The sequence below is a fragment of the Brucella sp. HL-2 genome, from assembly GCF_025846885.2.
In the GTDB taxonomy this organism is placed as follows: Bacteria; Pseudomonadota; Alphaproteobacteria; order Rhizobiales; family Rhizobiaceae; genus Brucella; species Brucella quorumnocens.
Genome location: NZ_JAOYTK010000001.1, coordinates 178,280 through 195,089, shown reverse-complemented (window position 1 = coordinate 195,089; position 16,810 = coordinate 178,280). Strand labels below are relative to the sequence as shown.

Below are 16,810 nucleotides of genomic sequence, written 5' to 3'. Positions count from 1 at the left end.
ACCATATCATGTGGCGTGTTGACTGCCATTCGTCAAGTTCTGGTTAGTAACCTTTCCTTGAGAGTCACTCAAAGCCTGCAATGCGTCGTTGAGCACGCTTTCCGGTAATGGCAGCAGATATGGCCCTTCAGTGAAGAGCAAAGCCGCTTCAACTATCCGCCCCGGATAAAGCGGCGTAAGCAGTTCCCGATAAAGCGCAAGCTGCGCGCGATAAGCGAAAGGCACCGCTTCAACGGTCTTTGGTGGCGGGCGATTGGTTTTATAGTCTACGATCAGAACGCGGCTTTCGTCTACGCTGATGCGGTCGATCTGACCTGACACAGCATGATCTTTGCCACCGAGATTGATCGTACCCATAACGGCCACTTCACCGCGCGATCCTTTAGCAAAGACCGGTGCGAATTTCGGATCGGTTAAAATACTCGCCACGCTTGCCCATGCCTTCGTGCGTTCGATCTCCGGCCAGTCGCTGGCGATGCGCGTGAGATAGTCCTGTGCAAGTTTCTCGCGGTCAATCTCGGGCACTTCCGGCAGATATTGCAGCAGCATGTGGATCGCCGTACCGCGCCTTAACGCGAAGGCCGATGTATCCCCGCTTGCACCCAGCACAGGTGAAACAATATCAAGCGGCGGCTCTTCATCCGCTTCAATAAGTGCCGATGCACCCGATGGCGCAAGCGGGCGCGGCAGTCCCGGCTCAGGTTTGATCGGCTGCAAATATTCCGGCGGCAGCGGCGGAATTTCGAGCGTTTCCGTAACTTCCGGCTCGGCGATTTCCGTCAACCCGCGTGGCGTGTTGCGATAGCGACGTGCCGCAACACCTGAAACCGGATGCACGAAGGTTTCTGCCTTTGTTGTGAGCGCATCCTCAACCAGCCGGTGCCATGTCTCGCCACTATCACGCGACCCACGATAGCCACAGACAATCAGCCGATCTTCCGCACGCGTCATGCCCACATAGAGCAGGCGGCGATATTCTTCCTCGGCGCGCGTCTTGAGACCTTCGATCTGGGATGCCAGAAAACCAGTCTGATAGCCTGAATTGGGCTGCCAGAGATAGCCTTTGACCTGCGGACCATCATTGGAAAAATCAAACGGAACAAGCTTTGGTGCGCGGGTTCCGCTCCAGACTGCATTGCCCGGATCAACCAGAAACACCACAGCGCCTTCAAGTCCCTTGGCGGCATGGACCGTCATGATGCGCACTTCGTTGCGACCCTGATCCAGCTCGCGCTTGATTTGTGGTGAAGCCGCATCAAGTGTTTCGAGAAAGGCTTGCATGCCCGGCAGACCAGCGCGTTCGGCTGAAAGTGCGTAGTTCTGGAATTCGTCGATAATATCGCCAGCTTCCGGCCCAAGCCGCGCCAGAAGCTTCCGTCTTGCGCCGTCAGCACTCAGAATTCGCGCATAGAACTCGAAGATCGGCATGGTATCGGCCATGTTCCGCCAACGGCTCAGCGTCTTGTGAACCGCGATCAACGCAGGCTCTTCCAGTGACGCATGATAAAGCCGCTCAAACAGCGTTTCACCACTCTTGCGCGGATGCGCCAACGCAAAAAGCCTGTCATCGTCCCAACCAAAAAGTGGACTTTTGAGAAGTGACGCCAGTGAAAGATCATCAGATGGCTGCAACACGAAACGCCCCAGCGCCATTAAATCCTGAATAGCAATATGGCTTGTGAGCTTGAGCCGATCTGCACCGGCCACCGGCACATGGCGCTCTTTGAGCGCGCGCGAAAGCGCTGGCATGAACTGGTCGCGCTTGCGCACCAGCACCATAATGTCTTTCGGCGCAAGTTCGCGATTCTGGCCCGGAATGGTTTCACCGCGATCAAGCCAATAGCGGATGGTCGCTGCAATCTGTTCGGCGAGCTTGATCGCAGGTGCCTGCAAATGATCGACCGGAATGCGCCAGTCGTCCGGCTCCTCCACCTCTTCAGGCGTCAGCATATCCCATATTTCCACCTCGCCCGGCTCGTTATCGCGAATGGCCGAATGAACCGTTGCACCTGAAAGGCCGCGGTTGGCTTCAGGACGTGCAAAGACCTCATCCACGGCCTGCAATACGTCGGGAGCGGAGCGGAACGAGAAGTTGAGGCTTACGCGCTCGAATTTAAGCTCCGCATCCTCAGCCCTGAGACTAACCGCCCTGCCCTGTGCCGCAAAGTCTTCCGGCACCGCCCCCTGAAACGAATAGATCGACTGCTTTTCGTCACCCACGGCAAACAGCGTGCGGTTTACATCGCGCTGGCCGAGGCCGGAGAAAAACTCTTCCGACAACATACGGATGACCTGCCACTGGTCGGGGCTGGTATCCTGCGCTTCATCGACCAGAATATGATCAATGCCGCGATCAAGCTTATATTGCACCCACTGCCCTGCCCCGTCGCGGGCAAGCAGCGCAACCGTGCGCGTGATCAGGTCTTCAAAGTCGAGCAGACCACGCTTTCGCTTTATATCGTGATAGCGCTGCAGGAGATTATCAATGAGTGTGAGTGCAGCCAGATTAAGCCGGATAAGCCGCAGCTCTTTGATCTTGTCGAGACCGAATTCCACACGCGAGGCAGCAGCGTTGAAATCCTCTTCGAAATCCGGCAGCAGCTTTTTGACAGCAGCCGAGCCCACATAGGAGCCGGATTTGGCTTCACCAGTGGCTTTGAGGAAAGCTGCACGCAGCACAGCTTCCTTGTCGAAACTGCTTTTCACCTTCTCATATTGCTTGAGCTGCAACGCAAAATCATGCGCACGCGCTGCACCCTTCTGGATCGACAAGATGAGATCGAGCGCATCATCGGAAAACTCCGGCACCGGCCACATCTCGTCAAGCAGATCGGATTCGCGTGTGCCTGGCCTGAAACCAAAATGCCGATGAAGGGTCTCGCTCCGCTCTCCCGCATTGCCAAGCGCGGCAATATATTGCTGCAAGCCGTGACGACGGTTCACGGCTTCATCGAGCAGTGATTGCAGCCCCATTTCGCCAGCCGCCTGCATGACGTCAGCAAAAGCGCTCGCAAGCAGCTCGTCGCCACCACCATGCGCAGTCTCAAGCAAAGTGCGCCTCGCCTCGCCGACCAGCGCCATTTGCATGAGATCGTCCATCATCTCGAAATGACCGGCGATATTCGCCTCAAGCGGGAACTGATGCAGGATCGCTTCGCAAAATGCGTGAATGGTCTGGATTTTCAGCCCACCCGGCGTTTCAAGCGCACGCGCAAAAAGCCGCCTTGCGACTTTCAAACGATGTTCGCCCGCGCGCCTGCCTTCAAGCTTCCATAACCGATCCGCCAGATCCTGATCAGGCAACATTGCCCATTCGGACAATCGCGCAAAGACGCGGTTCTGCATGACGGCTGCTGCCGCTTTGGTATAGGTCAGACACAGAATTTTCGACGGGTCAGTGCCTTCGAGCAGCAAACGAATGACGCGCTCGGTCAGAACGTGAGTCTTGCCCGAACCGGCATTGGCCGACACCCAGACAGAGGCCAGCGGATTGGCAGCACTGGCCTGCGCGTCGATTGTTTCCTTTGGAATAATCCGTTGCTTTTTCATTCGCCGCCGTCCCCGCCCGCATCACCACCAGCGGACCATTCCAGCACGCGTGCCAGATGATCATAATCGCCCGAAAGCTCGGTTTCTTTGAATGGCAGCGCACGGGAAAGATAACCCTTAGCCGGATTCTGATATTCAGTAAGCAACTGCGCCAGTCGCTGCCATGCCTCTTCGCCAAGGGCTGGGGCGGTCTTTTCAGATGGTGGCCGACCGATTTTCAAAATCGATTCCGGCTTCACCTCACCACCTGCCCGCAATCGCACATAGGTCAGATCAGAAGCTCGAACAGAACCCAGTTCGCGGAACGCACCGCGCACGAGAAGAGCTGCTTCCAGCGCCAACTGTGGCGACAACAGCACATGCGCCTGCTTGGGCGATGGTGTGGAGCCGGTCTTGTAATCGATCACTTCCGCAGTTCCGTCGCGCATCAGATCAATACGGTCGGCACGGCCCGACAAGGTAATGCCAAGGCTTTCAACCTCGCGCTTATCCGATGAAATTTCGGCAAATCGGGTCTGAACATTATAAGCGCGTTCCCGCTCCCATTCGAGGAATTGCGGAATAAGTGCGGTAAAACGGGGCCACCAGACCGCTTCGATCTCCACAGGCAGGTCCATGTCGGCAAAGAAGTGCCGGCCGAACTCTTCCAGTTGCTGGGCTGCATCAGGCGCAAGCGGATCGATGCCTTCTTCTGTAAAATGTCCCAGAATATCGTGAAAAAGTGTCCCACGTTCTGCTGCTGCCGGATCGCGGATGAGCGGTTCCAGCGGGCGCAGTTTGAGAATTTTCTTTGCAAAGATCGCATAGGGATCGCGGCGCAGGGTTTCGATTTCTGTAACCGAGAAATGCTTGGGCCGTGCGCTCACAGGCGGTGCCGGTTCTGGCCGTTTGACGAAGGGTACATCGGGTGCCTGATCAATTTCGCGCGCCCAATGGATGAAACGCGCACCACGAGCACGCATATCCTTGGTCACATCGGCACCAAGCACAGTTTCAAGCCGCTGTAACCAGCGCGACGGAATGGTCGGCGCGTTATCCGAACGCTGCGAGCGCGACAACACGACATGATCCATGCCGAGCGCCATCTGAAAATCGTGCGCTGCAAGACCAGTGCGCCGCTCCGGTGGATCGAGTGCGATCATCGCCTTCATCGGGCGCGACATGAACGGATCATTGCGTGTCTTGGCGGGCCATGTGCCTTCGTTGAGACCACCGATCACAAGCGTATCCATCGTCTGCAAACGCGCTTCCAGCGCACCCCAGATGAAGACGCGCGGATGACCACCCGGATGCGGCTTGACGGTTTCACCCGACATCAAGGCTTCGAGAATGGCGGGCCATTCAATAGCTTCAAAATCCAGTTCCGCTTCGCTCGATACAAGCTGACGCAGGAAGGAAGCCAGCTTCTCTCCATGTTCACCAGAATAATAGCGCGTGACACTGCCGCTTTCATCGCGCGCCAGATTTTCGAGCGCCTCAACAGTTGCGCAGGTGATTTCGCCTATTTCCGTTCGCCGGTTAATGACTGCATAGGGTGCCAGCGGTGCGACCGCTTCAGACAGGCTCACACAAAGCGCGCGTGCGGCATCGATCATGTCCTGCGTGACAGTTGAATGCCATGCAGGTTGCCAGGGCTGGTTTGCGCTTTCTTCCATGCGTTGGTCGAAAAATGCAGGCAGATCAATGATCGATGCGCGTCCCGTACCACCACGGAAAGCCGCCAGCTCAAGCGTTTCCGCAGCCAGTCTCCGTTCAATACGCTTGCTGCCAAGCCGCAACATCGGATGCTTGACGAGCGCCAACAACGCTACCGGATCACCGGGATTAAACACCGTTTCGACCATCAGACGCATCAGCGTTGCAGTCTCGATATCGCGCAAATGACGACCACCGGAATCATCGGCATCGATACCAAAACGGGCAAGCTCGCCGACCACGCGACGCGCCAGATTACGATCCGCCGTTACCAGTGCCGCAGTCTTGTTTTCATCGCTGATGGCATCACGCAGCGCGAGTGCTACTGCCAGCGCTTCCTCGCGCTCATTGGCGGTTTCGATCAGATCAATCTTGTGTGCGGTCTTTCGAAGTTCTTCGGGTTGCATATCCGGGTCGCGACTGAGCTCGCTCCACGCGTCGGTGGTCTCAGCCGGACGCAGCGCCTGGCTCACCACGCGCTCCAGCACGCGCTTCTTCGTCGGCATATTCTCGATATGCTCGACATCCTCGCGCAGAATGCCAATGGCCTGCAACAGCTTATGAAGACCGTATTGCGGATGCCCGAATGTGGAGGGGTTATCATCCGAAGCCCCCAGCAGGTTCCACGCACCTTCATCGAGATCGCGGTCCAAACCGGGCAGCACAACTGCACCATTGGGTAGATTGGCGATCACAGAAACCAGCTCTGCGGTCGCAGGAATAGAGCCTGTAGAACCGGCAGCAATCACGGGGCCCAAAGGCGGATGATCGCGCAGCCGCCGCACCTCGCCCCAGATCAGTTCGTTGCGGTGTGCAGCCGGATTGGAAAGCTTGCGTTCTTCAAGAATATCCGGCCAGATTTTCGTAACAATATCGAGAAAGCCAAGCGTGACCTGCCACCAATCGGCCAGATCATCTGGGGCGATGCTCGCAAGCTCACTCCATTTGGCATTGTCGGTTTCGACCTGATCCATCAGACCTGCGAGATCGCGAGCAAGCCAGATTGCATCTGAGGTCGTGGCTGGAACCGACACATCCTCGACACCAAACAGTGCGCGCACATGCGCAGGCAGGGACTCCCGCCACGGACGAATAAGCCGCGCCAGCAATAACAGGCGCTCGGCCTTGCCGATCGGCGGATTGAGATCGAAAATTCCCGACGTGCTGGCATTGAAAAAAGCTGCATCCTCGTCCACGTCACCCAGCGGTCGTATCGTAGGCAGGATCGCACTCTTTTTTTCCCACGCATTTTCGGACGCGAAACCGGTTCCCACTTTTGTTGAAAATGCTTCTGCCGAGATCATATCGACCAGAATGGAGCGAAGTGCGCGCGCCGCGCGCCGTGTCGGCACATAGATGGTGGCATTCGCGAGCGCCAGCGGATCAGCCGCATTGCCCGGAAAACCTTCAACCAAACGACCTTCCAAAAGCGCTTTTGCAAAGGCTGGCAAAAAGGGTGTACCGGAAGGAATGGAAAACAGTTTTGGCGTTCTCATATCGATTCCTTCTTCACGCCAAAGCGCACCCCGAAAAATGTGAAGCTGTTTTCGGGAAAGATGCAGGCCACAAAATGCTTAGAGCGCCGATAGTACGGCCTCCGCCTCGCCAATTGCTTCTGGCGTTCCCACTGTCAGCCAATGCCCACGCATTGGCATACCATACAATCGACCTGATGCAATCGCCGCATCGAAATAGCGATTGAGCGATGAAACACCCGGTTCGCTATCTGCAAAAATCCGCGGATGAATGATTGCGGCACCTGCATAGATGACCGGATCCCCCGCAACATCACGCAGGCGGCGCAAGCGCCCCTCATCATCTGCAACAAAGTCACCCTTGCCTTCGAATCCCGTCGCCTGATCAAGCTTTGCGGTCATCAAAAGGATGTCCATGGAGGCGCCGTCCCATGCATCACGAAGCGCTGAGATATTCGGCTTCGCTTCATCACCAACCCAAAACGTATCTGCATTGAGTACGTAGAAAGGCTGGTTCTTGAGTTCAGGCAGCACATTGATGATACCACCAGCGGAATCGAGTAACAGCGCCCGCTCATCGGAAATCATGATTTCAGGTGAGATACGATCATTAAGATAGGTTATGAGTTGGTCGGCTAAGTAATGAACATTGACGATCGTCTTTTCGACACCAGCATTTGCCAGCGCGTCAAGACCCCAATCAATGAGCGGCTTACCCGCAACCTTAACCAGCGGCTTGGGCATGGTTTCGGTGATGGGACGCATGCGCTTTCCAAGGCCTGCCGCGAGCATAACCGCTGTATCAGGAACTGTCATTGTTTCTCCAGCAAAGCGAGATCATCAAACCAGCGAGCGACGGGCGTCATCACCGGATGCTGTAACACGCGGCTAAGATAGTCGTGAATGCGGGGCAAATGGGCGAGATAATGCGGCTTACCATCCCGCTCATCAAGCCTCACGAACAGGCCTAACAGCTTTGCATTGCGCTGTGCGCCCATCGCTGCATATGCCTTGCGGAAATTCTCTTCGTCGAACACATGACCGAGCTTGTGGCGCTCGTCACAATAGGCGTCCACCACTGCTTTTTCGAGATTTGGCGTGATCGTCACACGGGCATCGAGCGCCAGAGAAGCCACGTCATAAGCAGCAGGCCCGATCATCGCATCCTGAAAATCGATAGTGCCGATTTTGTCGGCACCTTCGGCATCTTCAAACCAGAACAGGTTTGGTGAGTGATAATCGCGCAGAAGCAGGCTTTTCTCACACTCAGCGATGTCGTTCAGAACTACGTCCCACGCCGCCTCATAGGCTGCGATTTCGGTGTCGGTGAGCTTGCGACCCATGATGCGTGGCGCATACCATTGCCCCACGAGACTCACTTCCATGATCATCGCGTCGCGGTCAAAGCTCGCGATGATATGATCAAGATGGCCTGGAACCGGCGCGTGATCTGGCCATTGAACACCGTGGAGATGCGCCAGAAACCGCCCTGCCGCCTCATAGCGTTCGGCGACAGGTTCACCCGAGGGCATGCGGATGCCTTCTGTTCCCAGATCTTCAAGGATCAGAAACCCCGCATCTATATCCATTGCGCGCATCTCGGGCACCCGCAAACCATGTGCAGCAAGCAGACCGTCAATCGCCACGAAAGCCTGTATATTCTCAGCAATATGCGCAAGCTGGCGATAGGATTTTCCATTGCGCAGCGGCGGATCATACGGCATCGCAGGCGCATTCATCAGAACTTCAACACCATAGGCGCTTGTGACGATCTCATATTTGCGTGGAGATGCATCGCCCTGCAAGTAGCGCCGCTTGGCCCCTTTGCGATTGTTCGTTTCAAGAAAACTACGGATTTCAAGCGACCGCTCAAGGCGTGCAATCGCAGCTTCGAAACCCGCAATCGCAATGCGCCGCCCTACCCCTTCATGAGTAAGCTGAACAGCAAAAGCTGGTTCTGGCAGAAAACCTTCAGCCTGTTCAGGCCATTCAGACAGCACCACGCCATCTTCGAGGAATTCGACGAGCCCCAGTTCGTCCAATTCCTCGCCATGCGAAATCCGATAGAGATCTGCATGCGCGACGGGGATACGCAAAGCCTCGTAGCTTTGGACCAGTGTGAAAGTCGGGCTTGGAACTTCAAAATCCTCATCGTCGGCTATCGCGCGGATGATCGCGCGGGCAAGCGAGGATTTGCCTGCGCCAAGATCGCCGGACAAGGTGACGAGATCACCTTTCATGAGCGCAAGGGCGAAGTCCTCACCAAAGCGCTGTGTGGCGGCCTCATCTGGCAGGAAAAACTCAAGAGTATTGATCGGGCTACTGATTGGGGTGCTCATGCAGCACCATTTACCTTATTCGGCGGCAACACGGAAGCTGCGCGCCTCCGATGGGAAGCGACAAATAACCGTGGTTCCAATGTCCGCACCTGTTTCAATCTCGACCCTGCCACCATGCAGCTCGACAAAGCTTTTTACGATGGAAAGTCCCAAACCTACGCCGCGTTTGCGTCCGCCATTCTGATAGGCCTGAAAACGCTTGAAAACCGTATCGAGCACATCGCTTGGCATGCCCGGGCCGTCATCGTGCACGGCAAAGACAATATCCGTGCCATCGCGCGCCACTTGAAGCGCGACCGTCGAGCCTTCCGGTGCATAATTGGACGCATTGGAAAGGAGATTGAACAGAACCTGCCTTACGCGGTTGGCATCGGCCCTGAAAGTTTCGACATCATCGGCAATATCGATATCGAGCCCGATATCATGCTCTTGCAGACGTTCGCTGACGCGCTTTGCAGCAGCGGAAATTTCATCAGTCACCGACACATCATCAATATCGAGTTGCATAATACCAGCATCGACCGTCGCAAGATCGAGGATGTCGTTGACGATGGTCAGAAGGACTGCCGACGACGTGCCAATATGATCGAGATATTCAAGTTGACGTTCGTTGAGTGAACCGAAGGTCGGCGTTTGCAGCAGCTCGGTAAAGCCGATGATATTGGTCAACGGCGAGCGCAACTCATAGGAAACATGCTGCACAAAATCGTTCTTGATCTGATCGGCCAGCGAAAGCGCTTCGTTTTTTTCCTTCAAAGCTCGTTCAACACGCACCGTATCGGTGACATCGATGAAGGTGAGCATGGTCTGCCCCTTGGGCAACGGTACGACGGCATATGAAAGGATAATGCCGTCATTAAGCTCCACCTGCCCCATGCGTCCGTTGCGCTCGTCGAGGAAGCCAGCCACCGAAGAGACAAAATCCTCCCAAAGGCCATCGCCGCCACGCTGGCCGCAAAGCTTGGAGATTGTGGAAATGTGTGTGCCTTCAACAGTAATGGCTGCAGGCAGCGACCAGAGATCGGCAAAAGATGGATTGGAAAGGCGCAACCGGCCGTCGGAGCCAAACACCGCAACCGCTTCCGCCAGATGGTCGAGCGTTTCGCCCTGAACCTTGATAAGCGTGTTGTAGCGACCTTCAAGCTCGAATTTTTCGGTCATGTTCTCGAAGAACCAGGTCACGCCGCCTTGCGGGTGCGGATTGGCGACAACGCGCATGATACGCGTGTCCGGCAAATGCCACATATGTTCTTCCGGCTCGACCGAACGGTAGGCGGAAAGCAGAGAATCCTTCCACTTGCGCCATTCCGGCTGCTCCGGCAGCTTGCCTTCAGAGCGGAGCCGATCAAAAAGCAGCGTGTTGCTCGGATGCGTTTCAAGCCATGCGGTATCCAGCGACCAAAGCGAAACGAAAGCCTGATTGAAGAATTGAAGCTTCATATCCGGATCGAAAATAGCCACAGCGGTCGAAAGCTGGTCGAGCGTCTCGGCGTGACTCTTCAAGGTGCGGCTCAGTTCTTCGCGCACCTGTTCCACTTCACTTAAATCAAATCCGAGGCCAGCAGAACCTGCCTCAGCACTCACATCGGTGACATCATAGATACGGCGGTCGCCGCGGACCACGGCAGGCATTTGCTCACGCATATCCGGCTCGGCAAAGCGGTCGCGCTCCAGACGCTGACGGGCCTGTGCGCCAAACAGCTCCCGGCCTTCCGAGCTTGCCTGTGTACCGTCAGCGGCATCCACGGCGCGCGCGTAGGCACCATTGACCCATTCGATGCGCCCATCAGACCCACGCACCCAGACGGGCTGTTCGATCCGGTCAAGCAGATGGCGTAATAGTGCAAGCTTTTCAGAGAGTTCTCGGTTCTGCGACTGTAGTGCTGCGCGCTCCGCCTGTACACCCTGGAGGCTCAGGAAGCGCACGACGGCGAAACTGCCCGACGTGCGCCCATAAACGTCCAGAAGCGTGCCGTTGACGGTTTCAACTGTGAGATCAAAAGCATGAGCCTGCTCGCGCAAAGCCGAAACCGCGCGTTCAAGCTCGGTTACGGATTGCGGGCGCAGCCAGCGACCAAAGGCCAGAAAATGCGAACGGTCCTGCGGTGCACCGCAATCAAACGGCAATTGTCCGACGACATCAGCGCGTGCGCCGTGGGCATCCCAGACAACGATCCGCTGATCTTTGAGGTTAAGCAGTGCGTCATTGCGCTGTGCCGCCAGCCCCATATCGGACAGGCGCGAACGCAATTCGTTGTTTTCATTGGCGATCTTGGAACGATCGCGGATCAGCCAGCCAGCCGACAAAAGGGCAGCCCCCATGGCGCCCAGAAAAATCGAAAACTGGATGACATCGAAAGCACCAACGCTGCCACCAAATGGCAGATCTATGCGTGTGGAGTTTTCCGTGCTTTGTGCAAATGCCGGAGCCGCCGCAACCAGTGCGGCAAAGGAAACTGTTGCTTTGAGGATGACCCGTTTAAGAGGGCTGAAGCCGAACGAAAGCGAACCTTTCAGGTGTCTGCCTGCGCTGAATGCGGATTTGCTCCGCAAGCTCCCCGATGAGCCGACCACTGGCATATTTCCCTTGTCTCCGCCACCGGCAGCACCGCCCAAAAGCGAGGCTGCCATATTTCAAAACACAGCAACTGCAATTTCTGTCCCAACTCTCCCGCATCGCCACAATACAAAGAGCCCGGACCAGCAAAGCCAGACATGTTTCGAGGATGAATAAGCCGCCCGTCTTTTGCCCTAAACCGGCAAAACACGCCCAACGCAAACACCCGTCAAAACACATTGATTCGTCTTCACAATACCCTTACCGCGAATCCACGTGAAGCGTGTTACGTGTAAAAATAAAGACCGGGCAACCTGATGCTGCCCGGCCTACAACATGTAGCAGTATGGTTAACGGATACTTAATACCTGTAGTGTTCCGACTTGAATGGGCCCTGTGGAGTGACACCGATATAAGCGGCCTGTTCCTCAGAAAGCACAGTCAGCTTCGCGCCAAGCTTGTCGAGATGCAGACGAGCAACCTTTTCGTCGAGATGCTTAGGCAGGACATAGACCTCATTCTTGTACTGATCTGTACGCGTGAAGAGTTCAATCTGACCGAGCACCTGATTGGTGAAAGATGCGGACATAACGAAGCTTGGATGGCCCGTTGCGTTGCCGAGATTGAGCAGGCGCCCTTCCGAAAGAAGGATAATCCGCTTGCCATCCGGGAACTCAACCAGATCAACCTGTGGCTTTACGTTGGTCCACTTGAGATTACGAAGACCTGCAACCTGAATTTCATTGTCGAAGTGACCGATATTGCCAACAATGGCCATATCCTTCAGCTTACGCATATGATCAAGCGTGATGACGTCCTTGTTGCCGGTCGTTGAGATCACGATATCGGCTGTTGAAGCCGCATCATCGAGCGTTACAACCTCAAAGCCATCCATAGCGGCCTGAAGGGCGCAAATCGGATCGACTTCCGTGACCTTGACGCGAGCGCCAGCGCCTGCGAGCGAAGCTGCAGAGCCTTTGCCAACGTCGCCATAACCACAGACGACTGCGACCTTGCCGGCCATCATGACGTCAGTGCCGCGACGGATACCGTCAACCAGCGATTCCTTGCAGCCATACTTGTTGTCGAACTTCGACTTGGTGACGCTGTCATTGACGTTGATTGCCGGGAAGGGCAGGAGGCCCTTCTTCTGCAGCTGGTAAAGACGGTTGACGCCAGTGGTGGTTTCTTCCGTCACGCCCTTGATCGCATCGCGCTGTTTGGTGAAGAAGCCTGGCGTTTCAGCCATGCGCTTCTTGATCTGCGCGAACAGCACTTCTTCTTCTTCGCTTTCAGGCTTGGAAAGAACGTCTTCGCCAGCCTCAGCGCGCGCGCCGATCAGGATGTACATGGTGGCATCGCCACCATCATCGAGGATCATATTGGATGGCTGACCATCCGACCACTGGAAGATCTTGTCGGTGTAGGTCCAATATTCTTCAAGCGTTTCGCCCTTGATGGCGAAAACCGGTGTGCCAGTGGCTGCAATTGCTGCAGCGGCATGGTCTTGCGTAGAGAAAATATTGCAGGAAGCCCAGCGCACATCGGCACCCAGAGCCTTCAGCGTCTCAATCAAGACAGCCGTCTGGATCGTCATATGCAGCGAGCCGGAAATGCGAGCGCCCTTGAGTGGCTGTGATTTGCCGAACTCTTCGCGCGCAGCCATCAGGCCCGGCATTTCGGTTTCAGCAATATCGAGTTCCTTGCGGCCCCAGTCAGCGAGGCTTAAATCCTTGACGACAAAATCCTGACTTGCGGTCATCATCTGCTCCAATCAAATTTGTTTAGAAGCCCAAAATAATGCGAAAGGGCTTCGGCTGGCGTCCTGATTAGCAGATCAGCCCGGCCAGCACAACGCAACATAAAGAAATCTTTATGTGTCTATATCAATCAATTGAGAGGGAAGCCCGAAGCTTGATAAAACTCAGCATTCCTCGCCGAATTTATCGGCAATAAGCGCCTGAAGCGCATCAAGAACTGCATCCGCCTGTTCGCCCGATGCACGGACATCGATGCAGCAGCCGGGTGAGGCTGCTAGCATCATCAAGCCCATGATGGATGTGCCGCCCACCGTCATACCATCCTTGCTAACGCGAACATGGGCATCATAACTGTCCACAAGCTGAACGAATTTTGCCGATGCGCGGGCATGAAGCCCACGCTTGTTGACGATCTCAAAGGACCGGGACAGAGCGCTATCGGCATCGTATTCGCCAGTAACGGCCACGGTGGGATGCATGATTACTTTCCTGTGAGGACCTGGCTTGCGACGTTGATATATTTGCGCCCGGCATCCTGCGCTTCACGCAAGGCCGTCTTGATGTCGCCAGCAATGCGAACGCTCGAAAGCTTGATAAGCATTGGCAGGTTAACACCTGCAATGACCTCGATCTTGCCTTCCTCCATTACCGAAATCGCCAGATTGGACGGCGTGCCACCAAACATATCCGTCAGAACGATGACACCTCTGCCACTATCGGCGCGCTCGACAGCATCGACGATATCCCGACGACGCTGTTCCATGTCATCTTCCGCACCGATACATACGGTCTCGAAATTGTCTTGCGGGCCAACTACATGCTCAACAGCATGGAGAAACTCCTCGGCCAGCCTTCCGTGCGTAACAAGCACGAGTCCGATCATACTTTAAAAGCTCCTGTCGCGTGCCCGCCGCTTCAACCCGCCAAAGGCGCAGATGGCACTAAAACCCTGCCGGATCTTAACCGACGAGTTGTGCATCTTGGCAGGGCAAATCTTGATAGCAAGTGAAAAATTTCAGCATTGCCTTGAAAAAAGCAAAATGCCGCAGCGTTAAGCACGCTTTTTGGACGTGACTTACAAAAAACGCCGATGCCAGCACTTACGGCCAGGGTTTTAAAAACAAAGTAGCCTCAATCGCCCGCGAAAGTGCATTAGAATCGCCATTCGATGAAAGGGCAGGGAGCAGCAAACATGGAACTTGGACACCTTCGAAATGCCAGTTTTCGCCACTCGGATAGCGCTCGGCCCCGTCGCGATGGACCAGCCTGACCACGAGATCGAGCGGCGTCTGTTCCACATAAGCAACAGTGAAAAGGCCCGCGCCGCGGATTTCGACACCGCCAGCCAATGTTTGCGGCACACGCGCAATCAGCTTCCCGCTTTCCGCATGCAATAAAGTGCGGTCGTCTGCGACAAGTGAAGCCTGTTCATTGCGAGCAATCGCACGTTCGACAAGCGTAAGGGCCAGTTCTGTTTTCCCCGCGCCAGACTTACCCATCAGCATGACACCACGGCCCTGCAACTGCACAGTCGTTGCATGAAGGCCGCTTTTTTCCTCTTCGGGTGTCATCTCGGGATCACGCGCTGGCCGGAAGATCGACGATAAAGCGCGCGCCTTTCATATGATCAGGATCGGCTGGGTCGATGATGTTTTCCGCGGTCAGCGTTCCGCCATGTGCCTCGATAATCTGACGGCTGATCGAAAGGCCAAGACCAGAATTCTGGCCAAAAGCCTCAGAAGCCGGGCGATCAGTATAGAAGCGCTCAAAGATACGCTCGATATTTTCGATCGGAATACCAGGCCCGTTATCTTCGACCAGCACCCGCAAACGACCACCTTCGCCGTTCAGAGTGACAACGATACGCCCTGTATCTTCGGGAACGAAGGAACGCGCGTTTTCGATAAGATTGCTGATGACCTGTCCCAGACGCAAATCATGACCAGCAACAAAGAAGCCTTTTTTGCCGGACGGCAGTTTGCCGGTATTAAATACGATCTCGGTGCCGATTTTGTTGCGGCGCACTTCGCGCGCGGCAGCCACCAGACTGTTCAACAGCGTCTTCATATCAACGCGATCAGAATGTTCGCGCGCCAGTTCCGCATCCAGACGTGAAGCATCCGAAATATCGGTAATCAGGCGGTCGAGGCGGCGGACATCGTGCTGAATGACGTCGAGCAAGCGTTTGCGCGAATCATCATTTTTGGCAAGTGGCAGAGTTTCGACCGCGCTTCGAAGCGAGGTGAGGGGATTTTTCAGCTCGTGGCTCACGTCGGCCGCAAAGCTCTCAATCGCTTCAATACGGGTATAAAGCGCATCGGTCATCGCACGAATAGAGGTCGACAAATGGCCAACCTCGTCCTGGCGTTCTGAGAAATCCGGGATTTCCTCGCGGCTTTTTACACCAAGACGCACACGGTCGGCAGCAGCAGCCAGCTTTCTGAGCGGGCTTGCAATGGTGGACGCTAGAAACAGCGACAAGATCACCATGACGGCAGCAACAACACCGAACACACGGAAAACGGCCATGCGCTCGCCTTGAACGATTTTATCGATGTCGTCACCTTCGGTCGAAAGCAGAAGGACACCCAAAATGGCGCGCGATTGCTGGATTGGCACCGCAACCGACACCACCAGTTCACCTTGCTGGTTACGGCGCTGTGCCGTTTGTGGCGAGCCCGTCAGTGCGCGAACGATTTCCTGATAGGCGAGACCATTGCCGCCGGGTTGCTCCTGATAAAGCGGCAGACCGCCACCATAGAAAAGACGGGAGAACCAGCCGGTGAAACGCTCCCAGGCACTTGGCGTATCTTCTTCGATGGCTGGCAGATCATAGCGGTATACCGGACCACCGGAAGCAAAAGCCGGTGCGTAAAGCGAGCGGGAATCGAGCAGCAGGTTTGCGTAATGATCGTAAATGCGGGCACGCGTACTGGTTGGTGAAATCAACTGACGCAAGAGCGGCGATACTTTTTCCGGATTAATCGGGAACTCCCAATTATCGGGCGAATCAGGCGATGGCGTGATGCTCTGCCCGGCTTGAAGCTCCAAAAGCTTTTCCGGATCGATCATCAGCGAGTTGGTATCGACCGTGGCTGATGACGAAATAGCAGCCGCGATAATCTTGCCTTGTGTGAGCAGGCTTTCGATCTTGGCGTCAATCAGCCCCTCACGGAACTGGTTCATATAGAGGATGCCAGAAACCAGCACAGCAAGGGCGGCAAGATTGAGAAACAGTATGCGGCGCGTCAGGCTCGAGAACAGAAACTGACCGAGAAACCGGCTGAAAGGCGCAAAAAGACGACGCAGGAAGAGCGAACGTTGCCGCCGCGCCCTACGTTCTCTCATGGTAACGGCACTGTCTTTCCGGGTTTCGGCGACCATGTCGCTTCATTCTTACTTTCTTAATGAGCGCCGGGTTTCAAAAAAACCCGG

At 55.5% G+C, this 16,810-nt stretch carries 10 protein-coding genes; all 10 read right to left on the bottom strand.

All coding sequences use genetic code 11. The annotated features are described in order from the left end of the window. Nucleotides 1–6: 6 nt before the first annotated feature. The 10 genes from addA to OIV19_RS00890 all read right to left on the bottom strand — a co-directional run bounded on the left by addA (nucleotide 7) and on the right by OIV19_RS00890 (nucleotide 16,759). Nucleotides 7–3,549, bottom strand: coding sequence for a double-strand break repair helicase AddA (gene addA / locus OIV19_RS00935; protein ID WP_264230432.1), 3,543 nt, complete (start codon nucleotides 3,547–3,549; stop codon nucleotides 7–9). Then, entirely contained in the window at nucleotides 3,546–6,740 is a 3,195-nt protein-coding gene (gene addB / locus OIV19_RS00930) for a double-strand break repair protein AddB (protein ID WP_264230431.1), read from the bottom strand. Before addB ends, addA begins: the two co-directional genes overlap by 4 nt. A 78-nt stretch (nucleotides 6,741–6,818) precedes the next feature. Continuing rightward, nucleotides 6,819–7,535 (bottom strand): nucleotidyltransferase family protein, encoded by a 717-nt coding sequence (locus tag OIV19_RS00925; RefSeq protein ID WP_264230430.1) that lies wholly within the window; start codon nucleotides 7,533–7,535, stop codon nucleotides 6,819–6,821. Further along, complete coding sequence (gene tsaE, locus OIV19_RS00920) at nucleotides 7,532–9,058, bottom strand: tRNA (adenosine(37)-N6)-threonylcarbamoyltransferase complex ATPase subunit type 1 TsaE (RefSeq protein ID WP_498831020.1); 1,527 nt, start codon at nucleotides 9,056–9,058, stop codon at nucleotides 7,532–7,534. Before tsaE ends, OIV19_RS00925 begins: the two co-directional genes overlap by 4 nt. Nucleotides 9,059–9,073: 15 nt before the next feature. Then, nucleotides 9,074–11,689 carry a sensor histidine kinase gene (locus OIV19_RS00915; protein WP_404901857.1) on the bottom strand — a complete coding sequence of 872 codons (2,616 nt, stop codon included), beginning with the start codon at nucleotides 11,687–11,689 and terminating at the stop codon, nucleotides 9,074–9,076. Nucleotides 11,690–11,976: 287 nt separating this feature from the next. Further along, nucleotides 11,977–13,377, bottom strand: coding sequence for an adenosylhomocysteinase (ahcY, locus tag OIV19_RS00910; protein WP_095447716.1), 1,401 nt, complete (start codon nucleotides 13,375–13,377; stop codon nucleotides 11,977–11,979). Between the two features lie 162 nt (nucleotides 13,378–13,539). Then, a complete protein-coding gene (locus OIV19_RS00905; protein WP_024898423.1) occupies nucleotides 13,540–13,854 on the bottom strand; it encodes an HPr family phosphocarrier protein in 315 nt (104 codons plus the stop codon). A 2-nt stretch (nucleotides 13,855–13,856) separates the two neighbouring features. Next, the gene (locus tag OIV19_RS00900) at nucleotides 13,857–14,258 is read right to left on the bottom strand and encodes a PTS sugar transporter subunit IIA (RefSeq protein WP_024898424.1); all 402 of its coding nucleotides are present in this window, start codon (nucleotides 14,256–14,258) and stop codon (nucleotides 13,857–13,859) included. Nucleotides 14,259–14,475: 217 nt separating this feature from the next. Then, complete coding sequence (locus OIV19_RS00895; protein WP_264230429.1) at nucleotides 14,476–14,946, bottom strand: HPr kinase/phosphorylase; 471 nt, start codon at nucleotides 14,944–14,946, stop codon at nucleotides 14,476–14,478. A 7-nt stretch (nucleotides 14,947–14,953) separates the two neighbouring features. Continuing rightward, a complete protein-coding gene (locus tag OIV19_RS00890) occupies nucleotides 14,954–16,759 on the bottom strand; it encodes a sensor histidine kinase (RefSeq protein ID WP_095447714.1) in 1,806 nt (601 codons plus the stop codon). Nucleotides 16,760–16,810: the final 51 nt, after the last annotated feature.